The sequence below is a fragment of the Flavobacterium subsaxonicum WB 4.1-42 = DSM 21790 genome (genome assembly GCF_000422725.1).
Classification (GTDB): Bacteria; Bacteroidota; Bacteroidia; order Flavobacteriales; family Flavobacteriaceae; genus Flavobacterium; species Flavobacterium subsaxonicum.
In genome coordinates, this window is record NZ_AUGP01000018.1 from 211,451 (window position 1) to 237,748 (window position 26,298).

At 39.4% G+C, this 26,298-nt stretch carries 25 protein-coding genes; 22 read left to right on the forward strand and 3 right to left on the reverse strand.

Going from position 1 to position 26,298, the window contains the following annotated elements:
• Positions 1-11: 11 nt before the first annotated feature.
• Positions 12-1,031, reverse strand: a complete 1,020-nt coding sequence (locus G509_RS21585; RefSeq protein ID WP_081663258.1) for a T9SS type A sorting domain-containing protein — start codon at positions 1,029-1,031, stop codon at positions 12-14.
• Positions 1,032-1,225: 194 nt separating this feature from the next.
• On the opposite strand from G509_RS21585, the gene G509_RS0107100 reads away from it, so the two are divergent.
• Positions 1,226-1,687: a gliding motility lipoprotein GldH family protein gene (locus G509_RS0107100; protein WP_026990882.1), complete on the forward strand. Its 462-nt coding sequence runs from the start codon at positions 1,226-1,228 to the stop codon at positions 1,685-1,687.
• Between the two features lie 3 nt (positions 1,688-1,690).
• Here G509_RS0107100 and G509_RS0107105 read toward each other — a convergent pair whose 3' ends face one another.
• Positions 1,691-2,383, reverse strand: a complete 693-nt coding sequence (locus G509_RS0107105) for a pirin family protein (RefSeq protein ID WP_026990883.1) — start codon at positions 2,381-2,383, stop codon at positions 1,691-1,693.
• A gap of 158 nt (positions 2,384-2,541) precedes the next feature.
• Here G509_RS0107105 and G509_RS0107110 point away from each other — a divergent pair, with 158 nt between their 5' ends.
• From G509_RS0107110 to G509_RS0107120, 3 genes are all read left to right on the forward strand, one after another.
• Positions 2,542-2,853 carry a hypothetical protein gene (locus G509_RS0107110; RefSeq protein ID WP_026990884.1) on the forward strand — a complete coding sequence of 104 codons (312 nt, stop codon included), beginning with the start codon at positions 2,542-2,544 and terminating at the stop codon, positions 2,851-2,853.
• 40 nt (positions 2,854-2,893) lie between these two features.
• Positions 2,894-3,976, forward strand: coding sequence for a carboxypeptidase-like regulatory domain-containing protein (locus tag G509_RS0107115; protein WP_026990885.1), 1,083 nt, complete (start codon positions 2,894-2,896; stop codon positions 3,974-3,976).
• A 72-nt stretch (positions 3,977-4,048) separates the two neighbouring features.
• On the forward strand, positions 4,049-4,414 hold the full coding sequence (locus G509_RS0107120) for a CoA-binding protein (RefSeq protein ID WP_026990886.1): 366 nt from the start codon (positions 4,049-4,051) through the stop codon (positions 4,412-4,414).
• On the opposite strand, the gene G509_RS0107125 is transcribed toward G509_RS0107120, so the two are convergent.
• Complete coding sequence (locus tag G509_RS0107125; RefSeq protein WP_026990887.1) at positions 4,389-5,900, reverse strand: sodium:solute symporter; 1,512 nt, start codon at positions 5,898-5,900, stop codon at positions 4,389-4,391. The two genes, G509_RS0107120 and G509_RS0107125, sit on opposite strands and share 26 nt — an antisense overlap.
• A gap of 124 nt (positions 5,901-6,024) precedes the next feature.
• Between G509_RS0107125 and recR the strand changes: the two genes are divergently transcribed.
• From recR to G509_RS21605, 18 genes are all read left to right on the forward strand, one after another.
• Positions 6,025-6,645: a recombination mediator RecR gene (recR, locus tag G509_RS0107130; RefSeq protein WP_026990888.1), complete on the forward strand. Its 621-nt coding sequence runs from the start codon at positions 6,025-6,027 to the stop codon at positions 6,643-6,645.
• Positions 6,646-6,863: 218 nt separating this feature from the next.
• A complete protein-coding gene (locus G509_RS0107135; RefSeq protein ID WP_026990889.1) occupies positions 6,864-7,865 on the forward strand; it encodes an SDR family oxidoreductase in 1,002 nt (333 codons plus the stop codon).
• Positions 7,866-9,134, forward strand: coding sequence for a nucleotide sugar dehydrogenase (locus tag G509_RS0107140; RefSeq protein WP_026990890.1), 1,269 nt, complete (start codon positions 7,866-7,868; stop codon positions 9,132-9,134).
• A 73-nt stretch (positions 9,135-9,207) separates the two neighbouring features.
• On the forward strand, positions 9,208-10,602 hold the full coding sequence (locus G509_RS0107145) for a UDP-glucose 6-dehydrogenase (protein ID WP_035738656.1): 1,395 nt from the start codon (positions 9,208-9,210) through the stop codon (positions 10,600-10,602).
• 28 nt (positions 10,603-10,630) lie between these two features.
• Positions 10,631-11,695 carry a dTDP-glucose 4,6-dehydratase gene (gene rfbB / locus G509_RS0107150; protein WP_026990892.1) on the forward strand — a complete coding sequence of 355 codons (1,065 nt, stop codon included), beginning with the start codon at positions 10,631-10,633 and terminating at the stop codon, positions 11,693-11,695.
• 12 nt (positions 11,696-11,707) lie between these two features.
• Positions 11,708-12,571, forward strand: coding sequence for a glucose-1-phosphate thymidylyltransferase RfbA (gene rfbA / locus G509_RS0107155; protein WP_026990893.1), 864 nt, complete (start codon positions 11,708-11,710; stop codon positions 12,569-12,571).
• Between the two features lie 127 nt (positions 12,572-12,698).
• Entirely contained in the window at positions 12,699-13,697 is a 999-nt protein-coding gene (locus G509_RS0107160) for a mannose-1-phosphate guanylyltransferase (RefSeq protein ID WP_026990894.1), read from the forward strand.
• Between the two features lie 51 nt (positions 13,698-13,748).
• The gene (locus G509_RS0107165) at positions 13,749-15,227 is read left to right on the forward strand and encodes a polysaccharide biosynthesis protein (protein ID WP_026990895.1); all 1,479 of its coding nucleotides are present in this window, start codon (positions 13,749-13,751) and stop codon (positions 15,225-15,227) included.
• On the forward strand, positions 15,224-16,522 hold the full coding sequence (locus G509_RS0107170) for a hypothetical protein (protein ID WP_131450727.1): 1,299 nt from the start codon (positions 15,224-15,226) through the stop codon (positions 16,520-16,522). The genes G509_RS0107165 and G509_RS0107170 overlap by 4 nt, the downstream gene beginning before the upstream one ends.
• Before the next feature lie 269 nt (positions 16,523-16,791).
• Positions 16,792-17,748, forward strand: coding sequence for a GDP-L-fucose synthase family protein (locus tag G509_RS0107175; protein ID WP_026990897.1), 957 nt, complete (start codon positions 16,792-16,794; stop codon positions 17,746-17,748).
• 8 nt (positions 17,749-17,756) lie between these two features.
• The gene (gene gmd, locus G509_RS21590; protein ID WP_051199997.1) at positions 17,757-18,893 is read left to right on the forward strand and encodes a GDP-mannose 4,6-dehydratase; all 1,137 of its coding nucleotides are present in this window, start codon (positions 17,757-17,759) and stop codon (positions 18,891-18,893) included.
• A gap of 48 nt (positions 18,894-18,941) precedes the next feature.
• Positions 18,942-20,744, forward strand: a complete 1,803-nt coding sequence (locus G509_RS0107185; RefSeq protein ID WP_026990898.1) for an ABC transporter ATP-binding protein — start codon at positions 18,942-18,944, stop codon at positions 20,742-20,744.
• A gap of 33 nt (positions 20,745-20,777) precedes the next feature.
• Complete coding sequence (locus tag G509_RS0107190) at positions 20,778-21,548, forward strand: hypothetical protein (RefSeq protein WP_026990899.1); 771 nt, start codon at positions 20,778-20,780, stop codon at positions 21,546-21,548.
• Positions 21,549-21,608: 60 nt separating this feature from the next.
• On the forward strand, positions 21,609-22,727 hold the full coding sequence (locus G509_RS0107195) for a polysaccharide pyruvyl transferase family protein (RefSeq protein ID WP_026990900.1): 1,119 nt from the start codon (positions 21,609-21,611) through the stop codon (positions 22,725-22,727).
• Positions 22,728-22,760: 33 nt separating this feature from the next.
• Positions 22,761-23,684, forward strand: a complete 924-nt coding sequence (locus tag G509_RS22785) for a glycosyltransferase family 2 protein (protein ID WP_026990901.1) — start codon at positions 22,761-22,763, stop codon at positions 23,682-23,684.
• A 32-nt stretch (positions 23,685-23,716) separates the two neighbouring features.
• Entirely contained in the window at positions 23,717-24,400 is a 684-nt protein-coding gene (locus G509_RS0107205; protein WP_026990902.1) for an acyltransferase, read from the forward strand.
• Between the two features lie 56 nt (positions 24,401-24,456).
• Positions 24,457-25,230 carry a glycosyltransferase family 2 protein gene (locus G509_RS21600; RefSeq protein ID WP_051199999.1) on the forward strand — a complete coding sequence of 258 codons (774 nt, stop codon included), beginning with the start codon at positions 24,457-24,459 and terminating at the stop codon, positions 25,228-25,230.
• A gap of 71 nt (positions 25,231-25,301) precedes the next feature.
• Positions 25,302-26,267: a hypothetical protein gene (locus G509_RS21605; protein WP_035738658.1), complete on the forward strand. Its 966-nt coding sequence runs from the start codon at positions 25,302-25,304 to the stop codon at positions 26,265-26,267.
• Positions 26,268-26,298: the final 31 nt, after the last annotated feature.

Below are 26,298 nucleotides of genomic sequence, written 5' to 3' on the forward strand. Positions count from 1 at the left end.
CTCTAAAAACCTTACTTAACCAGCATTTTTTTACTTTCTTCAAAACTACCGTTTTGGTTTGTTATGCTAACTTTATACAGGTAATACCCGCTGGTCAGGCTGTTACGGCTTAGGGTAACATTGTTTACCCCGGCACTCATGCTGCCGTTATAGGCCGTAGCCACCTGGCGGCCTGTAAGGTCGAACACCGTAATATGCACCTCGCTATCGTACTCCAGGTTGAGTGGCAGGGTAGTAGCATCGGTAAACGGGTTAGGGTAGTTTTGCTCCAGCCTGTACTGCGCCCTTGTAAGGTCGGCGGTATCAAGGGTAGGGCCATTTACATAGATGGTGTGCTCCAAAATATAACCGTTAGCTACTGATCCACTTACTGTTGCAAGCTCTGCGCCGTTGTTGTCATCGCTAAAAACATTATCGTCATCATTATACGTATAGCCGTTCATGCCTTTGGTGTAACCGTAATCGGTGGCGGCGTTTACCATAGCCACGGCGCTGTTGGTACCTTCGGGGAATGATATCTGCGTGATTAACAACGATGTACCTGCTGCGTTATACACATGAACGTGTATATGTGTAGCGCGGCCTGTATACCAACCCGGGAAAATTGAGGTAAAACCTATCACCCCGTTAGCGTTGGCAGACTGCCGGCCCCTTAAAAAATGTACCGATGTATAGTTGGTAGCCTGCATGCCAGTGCCACCGTATTCTGAGTAATTGCCGTCTTTATCGCAGTGCCAGATGTCTACAATGGCATCCTGTAGTGCGGTGCAGTTGGCATTCTTGTTCATAATGTTAATATTGATGGTAAAGGCAACCCCGGTCCGGCCATCGGTAATATCTACGCGCTCCCAATTTGCCGGTGTAATAGTGGGGAAAGGCCCCGCCGTTTCGGAGGGAGAAACCGTGCAATTATCGGTTAATATTTCACTTTCGGATTCTGGTTTCGCGTTTATTTCCTTCAAAATAGAAGGTGCCGCCACAGCCATGCCCAAAAAGCCAAGACTGTTCTTTAAAAATGCTTTCCTTTCCATGCTAATAATTGATTTTGGTTAAGCAAACATACAACTACTTTAAAGCTAAAAATGCAATTAGAGGTAAACGGCTTTTTTATGACGGTAAACTACACTTTTGTTAAAATAATTTGTAATTTTTCCGTTATTATGATTCACAGGATGCCTGTAAAGGGACCCTGTGTTAAAATATTAATCATCTCTAATGTCAATTTATGAAGAAACTACTATGCTTACTGCCGCTGTTGTTACTGGTTTCGTGCCTTGATGCCACCTACGTTACCCAAACGTTCGAGTTTGAGGGCAACCGCTGGCCTACTACCGATGCGAAGACGTTTAAGGTTAACCTCGAAAAAGACATGGAGCATGCCACCATCAAGCTGGTGTTCTCTCATGTGTTCGAGCCGCAGTACGCCAGCGTGCCTCTTTCGGGCACGCTTACCCTGCCCTCGGGCAAAACCGAAGCCATCAACCTTACCCTTCAGCTTAAAGACCCACAGGGTGCCCCGCTGTCTGACTGTGCCGGCGATGTGTGCGACCTTACCGCTGTTATTAAAGAGGGGGTAAATTTAGAGAAGGGAGTTTATGAGTTTACTGTGCATAACGATTTTAACGGCCCCTACCTGCCTAATGTGCTGGCGCTCAGTTTTACGATAGATAGTAGCAACCACCCGTAAGTGCTAAGCGGTAAATGTATTAAGGGGTACTTCCAGCAATAAAATAATGGCATTGTCAGATAATGCCTCAATATCAGCCGCATCAGTTTCCCAAAGGGCAAGGGCATCACGCTCTTCCAGCAGGCGGCCGTTAATCTCAAAAGCACCGTTAACCACAAAGGCAAACAGCCCGTTAGCGGCATTGTTTACAGGGTAAAGCACCTCGTTACGGCCATCAAAAATGCCCATATAGCCACAAATGCCCAACTGCGTAAAAGGGTGCAGGGTGTTACGAATGTCCAGGTTAATATGGCTTACGCCGAAACCCGCGCTGCCGTTGCTTTTAAGGTTGATGTACAAAAAGTTGATGAGGTCGGCCTCATACGGATTACTAAAAGTTACCGTAGTGCCTTTGGAGTAAGGCGATAGTACCACTGCTTCGCCCGGCACCAGTTCCTGCTCTTTGGCACCCAAACTATAGTGCAATGCCCCTACGAGTGGAATAACCAGCATTGCCGTGTTGTCGTCCAGCTTTCTGGTAATGGCGGTAAGCGGGGCAAGGGTTTCATCATTCACCACCGTTAACGCCCCAAAGGGTTTGCGGGTGGCATCGGCGTAAGCCCCAAAATTTAAGGTGGCTATAACGCGGTGCCGGTCGGTTTCTATATGGCCGCGCTGCTTAGCGGTATAAATGTGGGCGGGGCTCTGGTGTATCATAACAGGTTCTTTTACACAAAATTACCCATTTTGCCTTTACGATTAATGGCTGAGCGGTAAACACAGTTTGTTGTGAGGTGAAATTTGATAACACTGAATTTAATAGATTTTTAAACAGGTTATACGGTTGCTATCTTTACATAAAACAAATATTTACTATGACAGCACACCAAATTAAATCTGTAGCAGAAATTATTAAATTAACAGCTGCGCAAGATACTATCGAAATTGAAAATAGATATTATCACAAATCTGACCTTCGATTATTTTTTGATGTAAGCCATGATTCGCATAAAGATGGTTATGTCTTTAGTTATGAGGTTGATAGCTTGGAGGATGTGGCTAATATTTTTATTCAGATTAAAAAGTTTGATTTCGAGACGGTCATAGATTATTTAAAGCCGAAAAAAGTCTTAAAAGATTTTGAACAAATTTATATGCATTCAATCTATTGTGTAAATCTAGTGTAGTTAGTTTTTTAATACCTTTAAAAAAAATACCGTTTACCAAATGAGGGCATTGTTGTTACTGCTGTTGCTAAGTTTTTCTGTAAGTTATGGGCAAACCATATCGGGCTATGTTTTTGATGAAGCCGAGAACAAACCTATGGAGGGCGCTTTTGTGTACATAGATGGCACCACCATTAGCGCGAATACCGATGCTAAGGGTTTTTTTAGCATAACTACCGGCCATAAGTACAACGCTGCCCTGATAATTACTTTTATGGGGTTTGAAACCCTGCGTATAGAAGACCCTTACAAATACGGTAAGCCGTTTAAAGTACTGCTTCGCGAAGATGCCATTATGCTTAACGAGGTGGTTATTAGCAAGGGTGGGCCCTTTACGCGCAAGCAAATGCTGCGTGCTTTCCGCAGGCAGTTTTTGGGCAACCGTGGCGGGTCGCGCTGCAAAATAGAGAACGAGCAGGACATTAACCTGCATTTTAATACCACTACCAACACGCTGGAGGCCACTGCAATTAAGCCGCTGATTATTAAAAACAGCTATTTAGAGTATAAGCTGGCGTTCGACCTGGAGGGATTTCAGGCCAACTACGGCTACACCACCCTGGAGGACGATGCCATACGGCAGAGCTACTTTGCAGGCACTACGTTTTTTACCGACCTCTCTGAAAAAGGCAAGGCCGATAAAAAACGCAAGGAGGCCTACATAGGTTCTCCGGTACATTTTATGCGCACTATTGCTGCCGGCGACTGGCAAAAGGAAAAGTACCAGTTGTATGCTGACCGTATTCCGGTAGACTATACAAGCTATTTTAAGGTGACCGATACCGCCAATTACAAAAAGGTGACGCTGATTGATATACCCGAGAGTGTAAAGAACACACGTGCTGCCATAGCCAGTAGCGGCATGAGCTTTATGAAGAAAAAGAACCAGTCTAAGTATGGCGATGTAAAGTTCGACCTTATGCGCAACGGCAAAGAGCAAAGTACCCTGGGCTTTAACGAGGGCTATTTTTATATTGACGAAAATGGGCTGTTTTTCCCGCTGTTTGAAGTGATTTTTGGCGGCTACATGGGCGAGCTTAAGGCAGGCGACCTGCTGCCCGTAGATTACAAATACGAGCCGTAGCTATGTTATAGTTAGCCTAAAATGTACGTATATGGGCATGCTTTTTGGTATATTTACTTAAAATACACAGCCATGGAAACTAAAAAAACACTGGTAATGGGCGCCTCTACAGAGCCCAGCCGCTATGCTTATAAAGCCGTAAAAATGCTGCAGCGCTTTGGCCACCCCGTAGTGGCTATGGGCAAAAAAGAAGACAACCTTGATGGTATTAAGATAGAAAAAGGCGCAGCCCCTTTTGATGGCGTAAACACCGTTACGCTGTACTTAAACCCTATGAATCAAAAACCGTATTACGATTATATTCTTGGCTTAAAACCCGAACGCGTTATTTTTAACCCGGGTACAGAAAACCCCGAATTATATGCGCTGTTGCGCGAAAACGGCATTGGCATAGAGGTAGCCTGTACGCTGGTTATGCTTTCGATAAACCAATATTAGCCACCGGTTTTTTACTGATGCACAGTAGCAGTAAAAAGGTTATCAGTCCGTTAACGATGATCAGTTCGGTATCAAAAACATAATCGCCAAACAGGCTGGCAGAATTTAAGCTTATAGCCAGTGTTAGCAGGGGCGATGCTATGCACACAAACGGCACGAGTTTGTCGCGCACGGTAAGGTTTTTCATAAACAGGCCAAAGCAATACAAGCCTAATAGCGGGCCGTATGTATAGGATGCTATCCTGAAGATCATGCTTACCACAGAGGCATTGTTAATGGCGTTAAACACTATAATTACCAAAAACATAAGCAGCGAAAAGGATATGTGCACAAAGTGCCTTGTTCTTACATTGTTGGTTTTGGCAAGGTTCTCGGCTTTGTCCATCCCTAAAAAGTCGACACAAAACGATGTGGTTAGCGCCGTCAGGGCACTATCGGTAGTGGCAAAGGTGGCAGCGGTTAATCCTAACAAAAATATTACTGCCGGAATTATGGTAAGGTGATTAAAGGCAATTTCAGGAAAAAGCAGGTCGGTTCGCGGCTTGCCCATTTCGGTAGGTACCTCAATACCGTTCTTGGCGGCATAAATGTAAAGCAGGGCACCCACACCTAAAAAAAACAGGTTGATGATAACAAAGATACCCGTAAAGGTAAACATGTTTTTTTGGGCTTCGCCAATGTTCTTGCAGCTCAGGTTTTTTTGCATCAAATCCTGGTCCAGCCCCACCATGGCAATGGTAACAAACATACCGCCAACAATTTGCTTAACAAAATGGAAACGGCTGGTAATAAAATCGTCAAAGAAAAAGATCTTGGAGTAGTTGCTTTGCTTAACGGTTTCAAACGCCTGTGTAATGTTCAGGTCCAGGCTGTCGCAAATAAAATAGATGGTAAAAAATACCGATGATACTAAAAAGAACGTTTGTAGCGTATCGGTAATAATAATGGTTTTAAGTCCGCCCTTGTAGGTGTAAGCAAATATCAGCAACAGCGATATTAGCACTGTTACCCAAAACGGAATGGCAAAGGCATCAAACACATAGCGCTGCAACACAATTACCACCAAATACAGCCTGAAAGCCGACCCAATAGTACGGCTTATTAAAAATATCATGGCCGATGTTTTGTAGCTGTAATAGCCCAGCCGGCCCTCTATATACCCGTAAATAGATGTTAGGTTAAGGTGGTAATACAGCGGCAGCAGCACCTTGGCAATTATTATAAAGCCAATGGCGTTGCCCAGTATAAACTGAAAGTACTTAAACTGCTCGCCGTTGGGCGAACCTACCTCTCCAGGCACCGATATAAACGTAACACCGCTTAGCGCCGTGCCAATCATACCAAAAGCCACCAAATACCATTTAGAATTTTTGTTGGCCTTAAAAAACGTATCGTTGCTGCTGTCTTTCTGGCTTACCAGGCGCGATATTAATATCAGTATGCCAAAGTAAACAATTATTATGGAGAGTATAGTTAGCGGTTGCATAGTGTTGTGTTTGTATTACAAAGCAAGCAATTTTTTTTTAAAATCCTACAGCTAATAAAATTTGTGTTGCCACGGGGCGGTAACAAGGCAAAAATTGCCCTCTATTTTGTACCTTTGCACCACTATGGAAATGTCTTCTAAACTACTGGAAAGGGCCGTGGCCGAAATTTCGCAGCTGCCCGGTATTGGCAAGCGTACGGCCTTGCGCCTTATGCTGCATTTGCTTAAGCAGCCCGAAGAGCAAACCCGGCAGCTGGCAGAGGCATTGCACAAAATGCGTACTGATATTCAGTTTTGCAACCGCTGCCACAACATTGCCGATAGTGGCCTGTGCCAGATATGCGCCAACACATCGCGCGATACCTCTATAATTTGTGTTGTAGAAGATATTCGCGATGTTATGGCTATAGAAAATACCAGCCTTTTTAAAGGGGTGTACCATGTGTTAGGAGGCAAGATATCGCCTATAGACGGGGTGGGGCCAAGCCAGCTTAATATACCCACGCTGGTAGAAAAAGTAAAGGCAGGCGGGGTTAAAGAACTTATTTTTGCCCTGAGCTCTACTATGGAGGGCGATACCACTAACTTTTACATTTACAGGCAAATAAAAGAGTACGGCATTACAACATCGGCTATTGCGCGCGGTATTGCCGTGGGCGATGAGCTGGAGTTTGCCGATGAGGTTACCCTGGGCAGGAGCATCATCCACCGGGTGCCGTTTGAAATATCTATGAAAAATATGTAGGCCGCTGCTTACAGAAATTAACACTTATTTAACGGGATTTTTGACGAAAAAATCCTCAAATTTGTATTTTTTCTGAATATTTTAAAAAGAATATTTGTTGGCTGAATTTTCGATAAAAGAGAGCCTCGCAATCATAAATAACCGCCTGTTAAAATATTAGTATATATATTTGCATCTTAATCAGATGGCAGACCCAGGCAAAAACAGCACATTAACCAATGCAAACAACCCTACAAACTAAGATACTTATTACCGGAGGTGCAGGGTTTATTGGCTCTAATTTATGCGACCATTTTATTGCAAAAGGCTGTACTGTAGTGTGCCTGGATAATTTTGCCACAGGGCATAAAAAAAACATAGCGCACCATCTGGGTAATCCGCAATTTACACTTATAGAGGGCGATATCCGCAACCTGGCCGACTGCCAAAAGGCGGTAGCAGGTGCAGACTATGTGTTGCACCAGGCGGCATTAGGGTCGGTACCGCGTTCTATAAAAGACCCTATTACCACTAACGATGTTAATGTGGGCGGCTTTTTAAACATGCTTACCGCCGCGCGCGATGCCGGTGTTAAAAGGTTTGTGTATGCCGCGAGCTCGTCTACTTACGGCGACTCGGAGATGCTTCCTAAAACCGAAGATGTCATTGGCAGGCCGTTATCGCCATATGCTATTACAAAATATGTAAACGAGCTGTATGCCGATATTTTTAGCCGCACCTATGGGCTGCAAACCATTGGCCTTAGGTATTTTAATGTGTTTGGCCGCCGGCAGGACCCTAACGGGGCGTATGCAGCGGTTATACCAAAATTTGTAATGCAGCTAATGGCGCACCAAAGCCCGGTTATTAATGGCGATGGCAACCACTCCAGAGACTTTACTTATATAGATAATGTAGTGCAGATGAATGAGCTTGCATTAGCTGTAGAAAATATAAATGCGGTTAATACCGTTTATAATACCGCTTTTGGCGAACGCACCACGCTTAATGAAATGGTGAATTACTTAAAACAATTTCTTTCCGGCTACGACCCCGCAATTGCCAATGTTGCCATTGTGTACGGGCCCAACCGCGAAGGCGATATACCACACTCTTTAGCCAGTATAGACAAGGCTAAAAACCTGTTGGGCTACACTCCTCAATTTTCAATGGGGCAGGGGCTGGAGCAGGCCGTAAAGTGGTATTGGGATAATTTAAAACCCGTTGTTGCATTTAAATAAATGAAGATAGCAATTATAGGATTAGGCTACGTAGGTTTACCCCTTGCCGTTTTAATGGCAAAAAAGTACCCTACAGTAGGCTTTGATGTTAAGCAAAATCGAATTGATGAGCTTAATAATGGCGAAGACTTTACCAAAGAAATAGAGAGTACCCAACTTAAAGAGGTTTTAAGCAGCTATGCCACCGGCAATGGCCTGCTTTGCACCAGTAACCCAGATGCTTTAAAAGACTGCAATTACTATATAGTTACCGTACCTACCCCGGTTGATAAAAACAACCGCCCCAACTTAAACGCATTGCACAAGGCAAGCGAGGTAGTGGGCAAATCGCTTAAAAAGGGCGATATAGTAATATATGAGTCTACCGTTTATCCGGGTGTTACAGAGGATGAATGTGTACCGGTGCTGGAGCGTGTTAGCGGCCTTACGTTTAATGTTGACTTTTTTGCAGGCTATTCGCCCGAAAGGATCAACCCGGGAGATAAGCTTCACACCGTAGAAAAAATTATAAAAGTTACATCGGGCTCTACACCGCAGGCAGCAATAAAGGTAGATAATCTGTATAAATCGGTTATAACGGCGGGCACCCACATGGCGCCTTCCATTAAAGTGGCCGAAGCTGCCAAGGTTATAGAAAATTCGCAGCGCGATATTAATATTGCCTTTGTAAACGAGCTTTCTAAAATATTTAACCTGCTGGATATTAATACCAGCGATGTGTTAGAGGCGGCGGGCACAAAATGGAATTTCCTTCCGTTTAAACCGGGGCTTGTTGGTGGCCACTGCATAGGGGTAGACCCTTATTATCTTGCCCAAAAGGCGCAGGAGGCAGGCTACCACCCCGAAATTATACTGGCAGGGCGCAGGCTTAACGACAGCATGGGCGACTATGTGGCCTCTCAGGTTGTTAAGCTCATGATTAAAAATGGGGTTATAGTAAATGGGGCGCAGCTGCTAATGCTGGGCATTACATTTAAAGAAAATTGCCCCGATGTTCGCAACACCAAAATTGTAGATGTTATAAAGGCGTTAGACGAATATGGTATACAGGTAACCATTTACGACCCTTGGGCAACCCCGCAGGAAGTATTTGCAGAGTACGGCCTTGTAACCACCAACACCTTACCGGCAACAACGTTTGATGCCCTTGTGCTGGGTGTGGCACATCAGGAGTTTTTGGAGCTCGATCTTAATATGCTTCAAAAAGAAAAATGCATAGTGTATGATGTTAAAGGGGTGCTGGGTAAAAAAGCCCACGGCAGGCTTTAAAAATATACTTCATAAAGTTAAAAAAAACTGTAAGTTTGTGTTCAATAATTTATATAACAATATATTATAAGTAATGAGTAAGATAACAAATATTTGCTGTATCGGGGCAGGATATGTAGGCGGTCCTACAATGGCTGTAATTGCGGCTAAATGCCCTCATATAAAAGTTACAATTGTTGATTTAAATGTGGCGCGTATTGCTGCATGGAACGACGAAAATTTAGACAACCTGCCGGTTTATGAGCCGGGTCTTGATAAAATTGTTGGCGAAGCAAGAGGCCGTAACTTATTTTTTACTACAGAAGTTGAAAAAGCTATAGACGAAGCCCAGATGATTTTTATATCGGTTAATACACCAACTAAAACCTACGGTTTAGGTAAGGGTAAAGCGGCCGATCTTAAATATATAGAGCTATGCGCAAGGCAAATTGCAGCGGTAGCTAAAGATGATAAAATTGTTGTAGAAAAATCGACACTGCCGGTACGTACTGCAGAGGCGGTAAGGAGTATTTTAGATAATACCGGTAACGGTGTTAAATTCCAGATACTTTCTAACCCTGAATTTTTGGCCGAAGGTACTGCTATGGAAGACCTTCTTGCCCCGGACAGGGTGCTTATTGGTGGCGACACCGATGCTGAAGGTGTTGCAGCTATCGATGCCTTGGTTGAGGTATATGCTAACTGGATTCCTAAAGAAAGGATACTTACCACTAATGTATGGTCTTCTGAGCTTTCTAAGCTTACGGCCAATGCATTTTTGGCACAAAGGGTATCGTCTATCAACGCAATGTCTGAGCTTTGCGAAAAAACAGGAGCCGATGTTAGCGAGGTAGCCCGTGCCATTGGCATGGACAGCCGTATTGGCCCTAAATTCCTTAAGGCATCGGTTGGTTTTGGTGGCTCATGCTTCCAAAAAGACATCCTTAACCTTGTGTACATTGCCAAATCGTACGGATTAGACGAAGTTGCCGATTATTGGGAGCAGGTAATTATAATGAACGATCACCAAAAAAGAAGGTTTGCCGCCAATATGGTTAAAACACTTTACAATACGGTATCGGGCAAAAAAATCGCTTTCCTTGGTTGGGCGTTTAAAAAAGATACGAATGATACAAGAGAGTCTGCCGCTATTTACGTAGCCGATGACTTACTATACGAGCAGGCAGGTATTGCTGTTTACGACCCTAAAGTAGAAGAAGCGCAAATACTATCTGACCTTAACTACCTTGAGTCAAGAACACCGGAACAAAACCAAAAAGGTATTACCGTATTTGCAGATCCTTACGAGGCTTGTAAAGATGCACATGCCATTGCAATATTAACCGAGTGGGATGAGTTTAAAGGTTACGACTGGCAACGTATCTACGATAATATGAAAAAACCTGCGTTTGTTTTTGATGGCAGGAATGTATTGGATGGAGAATACTTAAAATCGTTAGGATTTGTATTCCACGTTATTGGAAGGTAAAAAATATACTGTGCAGGAAAAAGCTAACATGAAAAAGATACTTATTACGGGAGGCGCCGGTTTTATTGGCTCTCATGTGGTACGCCGGTTTGTAACCAACTACCCTGATTATGCCATTTATAACCTGGATGCCCTTACGTATGCAGGTAATTTAGAAAATATTAAAGATATTGAAGATAGCAAAAACTACGTTTTTGTTAAAGGCGATATTACCGATAAAGACTTTATAGACGGCCTTTTTACAGAGCACCGTTTTGAAGGTGTGGTGCATTTAGCGGCAGAATCGCACGTGGACAGGTCTATTACAGACCCGTTAGCGTTTGTAAAAACTAATGTTATTGGCACCATGAACCTGCTTAATGCCTTTAAAGACCTGTGGCAAAACAATTGGGAGGGCAAACGCTTTTATCACATAAGTACCGATGAGGTATATGGCACACTGGGTGCAGAGGGCCTGTTTACAGAAACTACCCCGTATTCGCCTAACTCGCCGTATTCGGCATCAAAAGCGTCGTCAGATCATTTTGTGCGTGCTTATGGCGAAACGTATGGCCTGCCGTTTGTAATTACCAATTGCTCTAACAATTACGGGCCTAATCATTTTCCGGAAAAGCTAATTCCGCTTTTTATCAATAACATTATAGAAAAAAAACCGTTGCCGGTTTACGGCGACGGTAAATATACCCGCGACTGGCTGTTTGTAAAAGACCACGCCATAGCAATAGACCTTGTGTACCACAACGGCAAAAACCACGAAACATATAATATTGGTGGTTTTAACGAGTGGCAAAACATAGACCTGGTAAAACTGCTTTGTGGTATTTTAGATACCAAACTGGGCAGGGAGCAGGGCGAAAGCCAACAGCTTATTACCTATGTTAAAGACAGGCCGGGGCACGATTTGCGTTATGCAATAGATGCGTTTAAAATTAACAGCGAGTTGGGCTGGAAACCATCGGTTACTTTTGAGGAAGGCCTTGAAATTACTGTAGACTGGTTTTTAAACAACGCCGACTGGCTTAAAAACGTAACGTCTGGTACGTACATGAAATATTATGACGAACAATATTCTGATAGAGGTGTTAACCAATAAGCTACCACAGTAATGAAAGGAATAATTTTGGCCGGCGGGTCGGGCACCAGGCTGCATCCGCTAACATTGTCTGTAAGTAAGCAGCTAATGCCTATTTATGATAAGCCCATGATATACTACCCGCTATCTACTTTAATGATGGCCGGTATACGCGAAATATTGATAATCTCTACCCCTAAAGACCTGCCTTTGTTCAGGGATTTGTTGGGCGATGGTAAAAAATATGGCTGCCGTTTTGAGTATGCCGTTCAGGCATTGCCAAACGGCCTTGCCGAAGCCTTTGTTATTGGTGCCGATTTTATTGGTACAGATAAGGTAGCGTTAATATTGGGCGATAATATATTTTATGGGTCGGGCCTTGCAAAATTATTGCAGTCTAATAACGATCCTGATGGTGGCGTTATTTATGCCTACCACGTACACGACCCGGAGCGTTATGGCGTAGTGGCATTTGATGCCGATGGTAAGGCAATTTCGATTGAAGAAAAGCCAGAAAAGCCAAAGTCGAACTATGCGGTTCCCGGCATTTATTTTTATGATAACGATGTTGTAGAAATAGCCAAAAACATAAAGCCAAGCCACAGGGGCGAGCTTGAAATTACCGATGTAAATAAATTTTACCTCGAAAAAGGCAAACTTAGCGTTAGCATTTTAGACCGCGGTACGGCCTGGTTAGATACCGGTACGTTCCAGAGCCTTATGCAGGCATCTCAGTTTGTAGAAGTGATAGAAGAGCGCCAGGGCCTAAAAATTGGTGCGATAGAGGGTGTAGCTTACGAAATGGGCTACATTAATGAGGTTGAATTTAGGCAGTTATGCGAGCCATTGCTAAAAAGCGGCTATGGGGTAAAGCTCCTTTCGCTTATTAATACGTAATACCGTATTTAATAAAACATTAAATTAATACTAAAATTTTTACGGTTACAGGTTTAAGTTATAACTTGGCAACGTTAAAAAATTATAGAATAACCATTATTAAAAGCATAAATTTAAACCTATTACAATGAGCAAAGTTACCCATGTTATACTTACAGGAGGCGTTGGAAGCCGTTTATGGCCATTATCAAGAAAAAGCAGACCTAAGCAGTACCTGCCTATTTTTGGAGGGAAATCTCTTTTTGAAATGACTGTAGACAGGAATGTTACTTTTGCCGATAATGTAATTGTAGTGGGTAGTAAAGACAACTGCCATTTAAGCAGGGAGGTTTTAGAAAAATGCAATACAGATTATCTTGATATTGTAGAGGCAGTACCAAGAAATACTGCTGCAGCAATTGCTTTTGCAGCCTTTGCATCAGACCCGGAAGATATTTTGATCATTACCCCTTCAGACCATATTATAGAAAACCCTGAGGCCTACAAACAGGCTATAGAAGAGGCTGTTGCCAAGGCACGCCAAAACTTTATAGTTACGTTTGGTGTGCACCCAACCAAGCCCGAAACAGGCTATGGCTACATAGAGCACAAAGGCGATGAGGTAGTATCTTTTAGAGAGAAACCCAACCAGGTAACTGCCCAGGAATTTATAGACCGTGGCACCTTTTTATGGAACAGCGGTATGTTTTGCTTTAAGGCAAGTGTATTGCTGGAAGAATTAAAAGAATACCAGCCGGCAGTATACGAAAAATCGCTTATTGCATGGCAAAATAACGCCAACGGCAGGCTTGATGAAGCCCTGTCTATGGATATACCTTCTATCAGTATCGATTATGCTGTAATGGAGCGTAGTAAAAAAATCAAGGTGGTTCCTGCAATCTTCAGGTGGTCAGACCTTGGGTCTTTTGATTCGGTTTACGACTATCTTAAAAAAATGGGCCATGCCGTAGACGAGTTTGGCAACATGGTTATTGGTACAGATAATTATACTGCATTTCTTGGCCTTGAAAATACCATTTTTGTACACACCCACAATGCTAACCTTATATTGCATAAAGAGCATTCTCAGGAGGTTAAAAATGTATACGGCCAGCTGGAAAAAGCAAACTCTGATTTGCTTAATTAATTTACCTATTTTTGGTAAATTAACAAGGCAACTAAATTAGATCTATAATTGTTGAAACTAAAAGTTGAGGGTGGCTATTTTAGCTCGGTAAAATGGGGTGGCTACTCGATAGGTATAAGTTTTATTAGGCAAATTTTACTGGTACCTGCATTTATACATGCTGTAGGCAGCCACGAATATGCTTTCTGGATTGTACTGTCATCTATAGTTTTAATGATAAGGGCCATCAACCTTGGGCAGCTGCATTATTCGTCTAACTTAATTAATCTTGGCTATCATAAAAATGGCACTATTAAAGATGAGTTAATTGTAGCACAGGGGGCAAATTACATATACATAATACTACAAATACTATTGGGTGCAGTTATTTCTGCGCCCATATTGCTTTCTGCCGTATCCACATTTCCGGTAACGTACATACTTAATACCAATGGGCACTACAGCCTTTTTCTGTTGGTTTTAGCTAAGATAGTTTTTCAGTATAATAACATGTTTTTGCTGCGTATTTTCGAGCCGCTTGGCAAAATCAAAACTACGATTAAATACCAGACAATTGGCGAGTTGTTTGATTTTGTGGTTACCGTTATTGCCATTTACACAACCAAAAGCATATTTATTACAAGCCTTGCCATATTTGCATCCAACATATTATTTACTGTTTTTACGCTGCTGTACGTAAAAAGCCGGGTGCCTTTTGTTATTCCGTTTTTTAAAGGTGTAAGCTTTATAAAATCGTTTTGGGCGGTAAAAAGATCGTTTTTGCTAACCGGTAGTTTTTTAGTAGAGAAAGTATACGAAAATGGCCTGAACATACTAATACCCAGTTTGTTTGTAACCTCTATATTGCCAGTGTTTACTACAAGCAGGGTAATATCCAACTCGGTTTTCAGGGTATCTAATGCGGCAGTAATACCGCTAATGCCTGATATTCAAAAACAGTTTTCGTTAGGTAACCCGCAGTATATTATTGGCAGAATGGTAAGTTTCTGGAAGATATCTACCTTTGTTATCATTACAGGGGTTACGGTTGTTTTGCCATTAATACCGTACATCTACACCAAATGGACTGGCGATAAGCTGGATCTTAATATGAGTATTGTATGCTATTTGATTATGGCGGTTTCTATCCAAAATTTCGGGATGATAATAAACGAGTTCCTTAAAAAGACAAACCTCTCTAAGCAAATTTTTATTTACAACATTATAAAATCGGCCCTAACGGTAGCCTGCCTTTTTGCTTTTGGGTATACTAACTATTCCGAAGGTTTGGGCCTTGCTTTATTGATAGGAGAAAGCATAAGCCTTATTTATATGCTGGTTATAATGCGTGCTATGTTTAGTACCAACTTAAAAATATCAGTTATTGCAAAATTGCTGTTACCGGTTGTGCTATTCTGTGTTTCGTTGCTGGTTTACTTGCTGTTGCTTAATTATTGGTTATTTTTGGTGTTTAATATCTTTATATTAATAAGTTTTGTGCTTATGGCAAAAAACGTAGAGGCCAATAATAACCTTACTCCCGGTACATGATATTTTTATGCTTTTTCTGGTTTGCACTATTGTACTTTCTGACATATAAATTTGCCGGTAGTAACGATGTGTTCGCTCCATTAAAATTCATATCTGTAAAATATGCAGTATTCAATTTGCCGTTTCTGTTGTTTACGGCGTTCAACCCCAATTCATTCTTAAAGCCCATATTAAATGTATGCGGGGTTTCGCTTTCAGAAGCATTTTGGCAATACACCATAGTGCAAACCGTTGCCTTTTTATGTTTAGTGGCAGGCGTTGTTTTTGCTGATAAAAAATTGGGTGGTTTTTTTAAACCGCTTGCATCTGCTAATTATAATTATAAAAATGTAAGGCTGCTTGCCGTTGTGTTTTTTGCAATTGGTATGGGTGCGTATACTGTGTTCTTGTCAAGAATAGGAGGGTTGGGCTACCTGCTCAATAACATAAATAAACGCATAGAGCTGCAAAGCGGCCAGTATGTTTTGGCACTGTTGCCTTTTTTAACCTTTAGCACACTTATGTTTATGCTGTGTATAAAGCTTAAAAATAAAATGTTTGATAAGGTTATAACGGTTGTATTGGCAATTGTAACCATTTTTGTGTTCTCCAGTTTTGGAGCGAGAAAAAATACCTTAGTGTTTTTGGTAACACTTATAGTAGCTATGCATTACCTACTAAAAAATATCAAAATAAATAAAAAAACATTGGCAATCAGTTCGGTTCTTGGAGTGGGGTTGTTGCTGTACATCATAATTATACCAACACTTCGGTTTAAAGATACAGAGGCAAAGTTTACCGCACGTAACTTTGTGTACCAAACATCATACACCTATATAGATGTTTTTGCTGCTAACTATTTTAATAGTACTACTGCCTGGAACTTTAAAGGCTTTTTTGAGCCTTTCCTGATACCGTTTAAAAAACAGGAAAAATCTAAGTTGCCCCAGATAGACCAGGGTGTATATTTTAATGCGATTGTTGTTAATGGTAAACATTATGAGCCTCCTATGTCCAGAGATGAGGTTTCTAAAACATCATGGCCTGCCGAAAATTTTGGAACCGCCTATGCTAATCTACTGATGCCGGGCATTGTTATTTTCTTTTTTTTGCAGGGAGTGGTTTTTTTAATTACTTATAATTTATTGAGAAGATATTCTTACAACCCTGTGCTTATAATGTTATATTTAATCGTGGTGTTCGACTTTAATTTCAGCAGCCTGCGCATCGCATCTTTTATAAGAATTTTCCCTATAGTATTGCTGGCTTTTTTTGCAGTTATTTTGATGGCTAACGGTAAGGTAAAAGATGGGTGATTTTAGCGAAATCGTAATAATTTAATTTGTAATTATCTAATTGATAGTTAGTTGTGTTAAATTAATGTTAATATTTCACGATTGAATTATTTGTATTTATGGTAAATTTTACTGCAAATAATTGTAATATGTTAAAAATAAATTACGTTGTTCGGTATAATTTTATCAATCAAATGTAAATTCGCTAAAAGCGTTTTAACATTACTAATTGTCATAAATTTAGTTTACTTTTGTCCGGATTCGTAGTAACAAATAATTAAAAAGTCGAGATGCAAAAAGATGCCAAAATATACATTGCCGGACATAATGGTATGGTGGGCAGTGCAATTTGGAGAATTTTATCTGATAAAGGATACACAAATTTGATAGGCAGGTCCAGCAAAGAATTTGATTTGAGAAACCAACAGGCAGTCTCAGAATTCTTAGCTCAGGAAAAACCCGATGTTATTATAGATGCTGCTGCACGAGTTGGCGGTATATTGGCTAACAACGATTATCCGTACCAGTTTTTGATGGAAAACATGCTGATACAAAATAATCTTATAGATGGCGCCCTTAAAAATGATGTTGACAAATTTATATTTTTAGGCAGCTCATGCATTTATCCAAAATTTGCGCCACAGCCGCTTAAAGAAGAATATTTACTTACAGATACCTTAGAGCCTACAAACGAGTGGTATGCTATTGCTAAGATAACCGGTGTGAAAACGTGCCAGGCTATCAGAAAGCAATATGGTAAAGATTATGTAAGCCTTATGCCTACTAATTTATACGGTACCCGAGATAATTTCGATCTTAATACGTCGCACGTGTTGCCGGCCATGATACGCAAGTTTCATGAAGCTAAAGAAAACGGCAATGCCCCTGTAACATTATGGGGTAGCGGTACGCCAATGCGCGAGTTTTTATTTGTAGATGATATGGCCGAGGCTGTAGTATTTGCTTTAGAAAATGAATTGCCGGAGTATTTATACAATATTGGTACAGGGGTAGATCTTACCATAAAAGAGCTTGCCGAAACGATACAAAAAGTTACCGGCCATACCGGAGAAATAATTTGGGATAGCGAAAAGCCGGACGGAACTCCACGAAAACTTATGGATGTTTCTAAAATGCACAATTTAGGCTGGCAGCATAAAATTGATTTAGAAAAAGGAATTGGGTTAACATACAGCTGGTTTCTTGAAAATATAGATAGTCTTAAAAAAATAACACTAACAGAATAGTTTAATACATGAAAACAGCTTTAATTACAGGGGTAACAGGACAAGACGGATCTTATCTGGCTGAGTTGCTATTGGAAAAAGGGTACACTGTACATGGTATTAAAAGACGTTCTTCTTCTTTTAATACACAACGTATAGACCACTTATATATCGATCAGCATGAGCGACATGTAAACTTTAAATTGCATTATGGCGATTTAACAGATTCTACTAACCTTATACGAATTATACAAGAAGTGCAACCGGATGAGATTTATAATCTGGGTGCAATGTCTCACGTAAAAGTGTCGTTTGATTCTCCTGAATATGTTGCTAATGTAGATGGTATCGGTACTTTAAGGATACTGGAAGCTGTAAGGATACTTGGACTTGAAAAGAAAACCAGGATTTACCAGGCATCTACGTCTGAATTATATGGTGGTTTAGCCGAAAATAAGAATGAGAAAGGTTTTTACGACGAGAATTCGCCGTTTTATCCACGTTCTCCTTATGGTGTTGCTAAAATATATGGTTTCTGGATTACCAAAAACTACCGCGAAGCTTACAATATGTATGCCTGTAACGGAATTTTGTTTAACCACGAATCTCCAAGAAGGGGCGAAACCTTTGTAACAAGAAAAATTACAATGGCTACTGCTGCTATTGCATTGGGTAAACAAGACTGCCTTTACTTAGGTAATTTAGATTCTCAGCGCGACTGGGGCCATGCAAAAGATTATGTAGAAGCTATGTGGAGGATCTTGCAGCAGGATGTTGCCGAAGATTACGTTATTGCAACAGGTGTAACTACTTACATTAGAGATTTTGTAACCATGTCTTTTGCCGAAGTAGGCATTACTTTACGTTTTGAAGGCGAAGCCGAAAACGAAACGGGTACTGTAGCATCTATTAACGAACAGGTGTACACAGCTGCCACAGGCCAACCTGTATACGAAGGTTTGTTAGGTAAAACAATTGTAAAAGTAGACCCAGCGTATTACCGCCCTACAGAAGTTGATTTGCTAATAGGCGACCCTACAAAATCTAAAACGCAACTGGGCTGGAAACCACAGTATGACCTTGCTGCACTTTGTAAAGAAATGGTAGCAAGCGATGTTGCTATATTTAAAAACAGCAGGCCGCAGTTGGAGCAATTGGTAGGATAATTGGCTATACTAATATTAATTTTGTAGTCGGTTTTAACGATACTTGCAATGATAAAAAGCACCATAAAGAAATTTGTAATAAAATATTTTGAGAACTTTGCCTACTTTTATAAAAAACTGGGTTACAGGATTATACTAAGGGTTATTTTAAATATTTCGGTAGGTTTTTTAGATGGTTTTGGTTTAGCAATGTTTTTGCCGTTATTACAAATGGTAGATGGTTCCAGCAAAGGCCAATCAAGTAATTTAGGTAATCTGGATTTTCTTGTAAAAGGCATGAATTATGTTGGGCTGGAGATGAATCTTATAAGTGTTCTTATAGTACTGTGCGTATTTTTCTTCTTAAAAGGCTTAGCTGTATATTCAGGGGGTTATTATGAGGTTATAGTACGGCAATATTTTATAAAAAATACCCGCCAAAACCTAACAAGGCTTATGTCGCAAATGTCTTATAAGTCTTTTGTGGTGTCGGATGTAGGTACAATTCAAAACGTACTGTCTGCCGAAGTTGCCAGGATTTCGGTGGCCTACCAACAGTACTTTGGCACCGTTCAGCAGGCAGTTATGGTTATTGTTTACATGATGTTTGCCTTTTTTGTAGATGCTAAATTTGCCGTGCTTATTTGTATTGGTGGTGCGCTTACTAACCTTGTTTATAAAAAGGTATATACTATTACAAAAAAAGCATCCGAAAAACTTACGTTTGAAAGTAATTTTTATCAGGGCCTGATTATACAGTATGTTAATAGCTTTAAATATCTAAAAGCAACAGGCTTATTAGGTAAATACAATCAAAAGCTACTCAATACTATAGAGCATATAGAGCATAACAATACAAAAATAGGTAAACTAAGTGCTATAGTTAGCGCAACCAGAGAGCCTCTTTTAATTGTTGTTGTAAGTGGTGTAATACTATTACAGGTAAATGTATTAGGAGGTACTTTAAGTACAATACTTGTAAGTATGCTTTTCTTTTACAGGGCGCTTTCATTTTTAATGATGATGCAGTCTTCTTACAATGGCTTTATAGCAGTTTCTGGCTCTATGGATAATATTACGGCTTTTGAAAATAAGCTAATGAATAACAAAGAGGCCAATGGTACTGTTAAAATTACCGAGTTTGATAGCGAAATTAAACTGGAAAGTGCAAGCTTTGGTTACAAAGACACTACGGTTTTAAAAAATATAAATATCAGTATTCCAAAAAACAAAACCATAGCCTTTGTTGGCGAGAGTGGTAGCGGAAAATCAACATTGGTTAATGTACTGGCAGGCCTTATTCCGTTAGATAAAGGATCTATGACGGTAAACGGAATTAATAGTTTAGAGCTTGATATCAAAACTTTCCAAAAAAGAATTGGGTACATTACACAAGACCCGGTAATATTTACCGATACCGTTTTTAATAATATTACCTTTTGGGACGAACCTTCACCCAAAAGTTACGATAAATTTAAAATAGCAGTAAAGCAGGCGTCGGTGGAAGATTTTCTGGCCGAAATGCCTCAAAAAGAAAATACGGTACTTGGTAATAATGGCGTTAATTTAAGTGGCGGCCAAAGGCAGAGAATTTCCATTGCAAGAGAGTTGTACAAAGATGTTGATATACTAATTCTTGACGAAGCTACATCGGCATTAGACTCTGAGACCGAAAAGGCAATCCAAAATAATATTGAATCTTTACATGGTAAATATACCGTGCTTATAGTAGCGCATAGATTGTCTACCATTAAAAATGCCGACCTTATTGTTGTTATGAATAATGGAGAGATTGTAGAATCAGGAAGTTTTTCTGAATTGATGGAAACATCCGTAAGGTTTAAAAGAATGACTCAAATGCAGGAACTGTAGGTTTTGCAAACTATTAAATTTAATTAAGTATTTATGACATCGCTTCTGCATAAAATTTTAAATACAAGAACTGTTTTTAGGTTCCTTAACAGCTATAAAAAGAAGGCTACAGCTCAAAATTTTATAAAATACCAAAAGTTATTAAATAAAAGTAAAGAGCAGGTTGCTTACAATGTAGGAGAACCTATTTATAATGGTAACGAATTTTTTAATAACCTTATTTATAAAAATGAGACCTGGCAGGTAGTAAAAAACAGGTTTAACGACAGGTACCTAAAGTTTTTTAATATTCCGCTAACTACAGTTGATACTGTTTGTACAGACAATAAAACAACTATAGATGGCGATAACATGTATTTTAATACCTCTGGTTTGTTAGACGACTGGATTTATTTTTATATAATGGATTATTCTCAAAAAAACTACGAGCTTAGTTTTGATGCTGTATTTAACACTGAGTTTAGAGAGATACAGTTTGGGTTTAGATATTATGATTTTTACAACCGATACAGGTTTAGGATAGAAGATAATCAGTTGCATTTTGATGCGGTGCATAAAGGGCAGTTTTACAACAGCCTGCAAACAGAGCCGTTTAAAATTAATGTAGACGAGGTTTATAAATTTATAATTGCAGTTAAAGACAATAAATTTAGCTTTATGTCTAACGGTAATGTAATTATGACGGTAACAGACGATTTAAAATTGTTTACCAAAGGATCTGTTGCTTTAATTTTGTGGGATGATAGTGGCAACAGTAATATTAAATGCGCCTTTAACAACATTCAGCTTAAGGCAGTTGTGTAACAGCACAACGATGTTTTAATACATTTAACCTATATATTTGATAATTTAGAAACAAAAATTATGAATTTTTTAATCGATAATGCCGGTTTTGTTAATAAAGGAGCTGAACTAATGCTTCGCTCTGTTATTGAGAAAACAAAAGAAAAATTTCCAGGCAGAACCTGTATTGTAACCCCACATAGCGTTGGTGGTATATATTCTCAGGCAATTGGAGAGGGATTATATATTTATCAAAAAAGTAAAATATTAAAATATTTGCCAGAAAAACTTCTTAAAAAAGTTTATTTTGTTAAGCCATCGCAAGTAGATATGCTTTTAGATGCAGGAGGGTTTCAGTTTGGAGACCAATGGGCAGCTATGTTTACAAAAGAATCTAACGAAAGAGCAAGAAGTTATTATAAAACATTAAAAGATGGCGGTGCCAAGCTTGTTTTTTTACCGCAGGCATTTGGCCCATTTACAAATGCACATGCAATTGAGCGCATGCAAATTGTTTTTGAGTATGCCGATATTTTATTTGCGAGAGAAAAAATATCATACGATTATTTGATAAAATTGTTTGGCGAAAGCCCAAAAATTGTTTTAAAGCCAGACTTTACTAACCTTATTAAACCTAAGGTGCCATTGGTTCAGTTTATTGAAAATAAAAGGTATGTTTGTGTAGTTCCAAACCGTAAGATGATTTCTGATACAAGCAAGGAAGTGTCTGAAGGATATGTAGCTTTTTTAACACAAATGTGTCAGTTTTTTATTGATCAGGGAGAAGAGTTGATTTTGCTTAATCACGAAGGAAAAGGAGATGAAGATATTATTAATAAAATACGTCCTCAGTTATCTAAAGAGGTGTTAATGCTTACAGATCTTAATGCGTTGGAGGTAAAGGCAATTATCGGCAAGACAAAACTTCTTATATCGTCAAGATTTCACGGTGTAGTTAGTGGTCTTTCTCAAGGAGTGTGTACCTTTGCAACCGGATGGAGTCATAAATATCCTGAATTGCTTGCAGATTATAAGGTTAGCGAAAATTTGCTGGATATTATGGATGTTGAAACGGCAAAATCCAAAGTAGGAGAAGCTTTAAAAAATGCAAACAGTATTCACCATGTTAAGCCAGAAGTTATAAAAAGCCTTGAAGCCAAATCTAACGAAATGTGGGATCAGGTCTGGAAGCTTAAATAATTAAGATATATAATTGTTGCCTACCTTACAAGAATGAATCGTGTTTCTATAATCATACCCACTTATAACAGAGCGGAAGAAATAATAAAATGCCTTGATAGCCTGGTAAGCCAGACGTATACAAACATTGAAATTATTGTGGTTGATGATGGATCTGTAGATGATACCGAGCAGGCAATAAAAGCATACTGTTTAGATAAGTCTTTGCCGGATGGCAAGTTGGTTTATTACAAGCAAAAAAACCAGGGAGCGCCAACAGCAAGAAACTTTGGATTAAAAAATGCAACCGGAAATTTTGTAGTATTTTTTGATTCTGACGATCTTATGTTCCCGGATCGTATTCGACTTCAGGCAGAGGCAATGACTAAAGAAGGCAGCGATAGCTGTGCCGGCGGCTTTACAGATTCGGCCAACGGTAAAAAATTTATCCCTAATCTTGATGAAAGTAAGGGAGTTATAGGTTCTTTGATCCACTGGAAAATAATGGGCAGCACGCAGTGCTGGATGTATAAAAAAGAGCTTTTGGATAAGCTGGGCGGCTATGATGTTTCTTATGCATGCTATCAGGACTGGGACCTAACGTTTAGGTACCTTTCTCATAATCCTAAAGTTGCTGTTGTAAAAGAGAGTCTTACGCTTTTTGTTAACGATGACCGTAACGACAGGATAACCTCTCAGGTACAATCGCAAAAAAGGCTGCCGCACATACAAAGGTATTACCTTAAGGTGTTAAAGTGGCTGCTAAATAACAATACCAATACTCAAACATTAAATCATACAATATTTATATATGTTAACCAGATTGTTTTTGGTTACTATAAAAACGGATTAAAAAGTAATGCTAAAGAGGCCTTAAAATCTTTTGGCGTTATTTTAAAACAGGCACCGGGCTTTTTGGCTGTAAAGTGCAAAACCATATTATATTATTATTTATTTAGAAGGCTACTACGTGTATGAAAAACTGAATTTAAATTTAATCTATAAAGCTTATGAATGCAAAGCTTACCCTAATAATGCGCTTGGTAAAACACGCTGTTAGACTTGATTACAATACATTTTATTTCAATTTTACATACTTTAAGTTTCAGGATGCTATTAAGCTACCTGTATTAGTATCAAAAAATGCAATATTAAAAGCCACTAAGGGCAGCGTTATTATAGATGGCCCTCTTTATTATGGCAGGGTTGTTATAGGAGGAGGCCATGTGGGCATTTTTGATAAAAGGCGTTCTAAAACAATGTGGGAGGTTTCGGGCACCGTAAATTTTAAGGGCAAAGCCTATATAGGGCGCGGCTCTAAAATAGTTGTAATTAAAGGTGGCGAATTAATATTTGGCGATAAGTTTAGCATAACAGCCGAAACATCTATAATTGCCGCTAAAAAAATTGAGTTTGGCAGCAACTGCCTTTTATCTTGGGATATTTTAATTATGGATTCTGATGCCCATAGCATATTAAATCAGATTGGAGACATAATTAATGCACCCAAAGAAATTATTTTTGGCGATGGTATTTGGATGGGTTGCCGTTGCACTGTTTTAAAAGGTGCCATTATAAGGTCTGGAGATGTTATTGGGGCAGGAACAACTGTAAGCAGGGTGTTAGATGAAGAAAATGCTTTATATGCAGGTGTGCCGGCAAAATTATTAAAGCAAAATATATCCTGGAGATAATAAACAAAAAATAAAGTAGCTGTTAAGCTGCTTACATTAATATAAATTATAGATTAATGAAGCTTTCGATTATTACAATAAATTTAAATAATGCTCAGGATTTAGTCAGGACTATCGAGAGCGTTAACAGTCAGACTTTTCGTGATTTTGAATTTATTATAATAGACGGGGCCTCTACAGATGGCAGTGTTGAAATAATAAAACAAATAGAAGACAGGCTGGCATTTTGGGTTAGCGAGCGCGATAGCGGTATTTTTAATGCTATGAATAAAGGTATTAAAAAAGCCAGCGGAGATTACCTCATAATGCTTAATGCCGGTGATGTTTTGTACGATAACAATACATTGCAAAATATTTTTGAAAGTAATCCTACCGAGGATATTTTATATGGCGATGCTATTTTAGAAAGTAAAGGGAAGATTTTTGGAGAAAAGATTTTTTCTCATCCTATAACTTTTGGTTTTTTTAGAAGAACTTCCATAAGCCATCAGGCAGCTTTTATTAAAAGAGAGTTGCATGACAGAATAGGCTTTTATGATGAAACTTTGCGATTTGCATCCGACTGGAAATTCTTTGTTTTGGCTTTTTGTAAATATGATATCAGCTCAAAATATTACAATAAATTTATTGCGGTTTGTAACTGCGATGGATTAACGTGGAATCCGAAGTATTTTCCAGCAATGAAAATAGAAATGGCTAACGTTTTAAATCAGTATTTTTCAGTTTTTACTGCAGATTATGAGGTTTTAGATAAATTTAAGAGTAAAAGAAATTTCTTTTCTACTCAACTAAATAAAGGTAAATCCTTTATTAAAAAGCTTATCAAATAATATATATGATTACAATCACATAATCTAATAAGAGTTAGTATATAATAGTATTAAGAAATTTTATAATTCGGATGAATTCAGCAATTTGTACACTTTTTGAAGGGCATTATCATTACGGCGTTGCAGTGCTTGCCAATTCTCTTTATAGAAATGGTTTTAGAGGTTCATTATATGCGGGATACAGAGGAGAACTGCCACCATGGGCAAAAAATGAGGAATTGCAAGAAATGCAGTGGTGTAACGGAAAGACATTAAAAGTCAAAGATGACTTTTCTATACATTTTATTCCACTTACAACAGATTATCATTTAACAAATTACAAGCCTGACTTTATGTTAGACCTTTGGAATGGACCTGCTGCTAATGTTGAAAGGATGTTTTATTTTGACCCGGATATTGTAGTTTCTGCTCCTTGGTTTTTTTTTGAAAAATGGGTTACTTGTGGGATTGCACTTTGTGAAGATGTCAATTCTCCTCTTTCTAAAAACCACCCTACAAGATCTGCCTGGCGTAATTATTTTTCGAAAAATGGTATCTTCCTATATTTTAAAGATATTATTTATGTCAATGGGGGGTTTGCGGGAGTTTCATTAGGTAATAGAGGTTTTTTAGAAACTTGGAAATTGGTACAGGAGGCTATGGCGCCTGCAATAGGAGGTTTAAATAGTTCCGCATTTATTAATGGCTCTCAATTACCTGAAGGTGCACAGGGGCCTTTTGCTCCTTTCGGTAAAACAGATCAAGATGCACTAAATGCAACTATTGAGGCATGGGATGGCGAGTATAGTTTTATCACCCAAGAGGGGATGGGCTTTAGGTCTGGCTTGGCTATTTTACCACATGCTTTGGGGCAGCCAAAGCCGTGGAAATGGAATATATTTAAACAGTCTTTATCAGGCAGAAGACCTCGTCTAGTAGATAGAGAATATTGGAAATATGCTGATGGGCCTCTTAAACCACACTCTTTGAAACATGTTAGGGCGAAAAGAAGGCGATTAATCATAGCGGCGGTGGTAGGTAGGTTTTATAAATTGTAGATAGAATTAAATTTATTAAAAACTAAATATG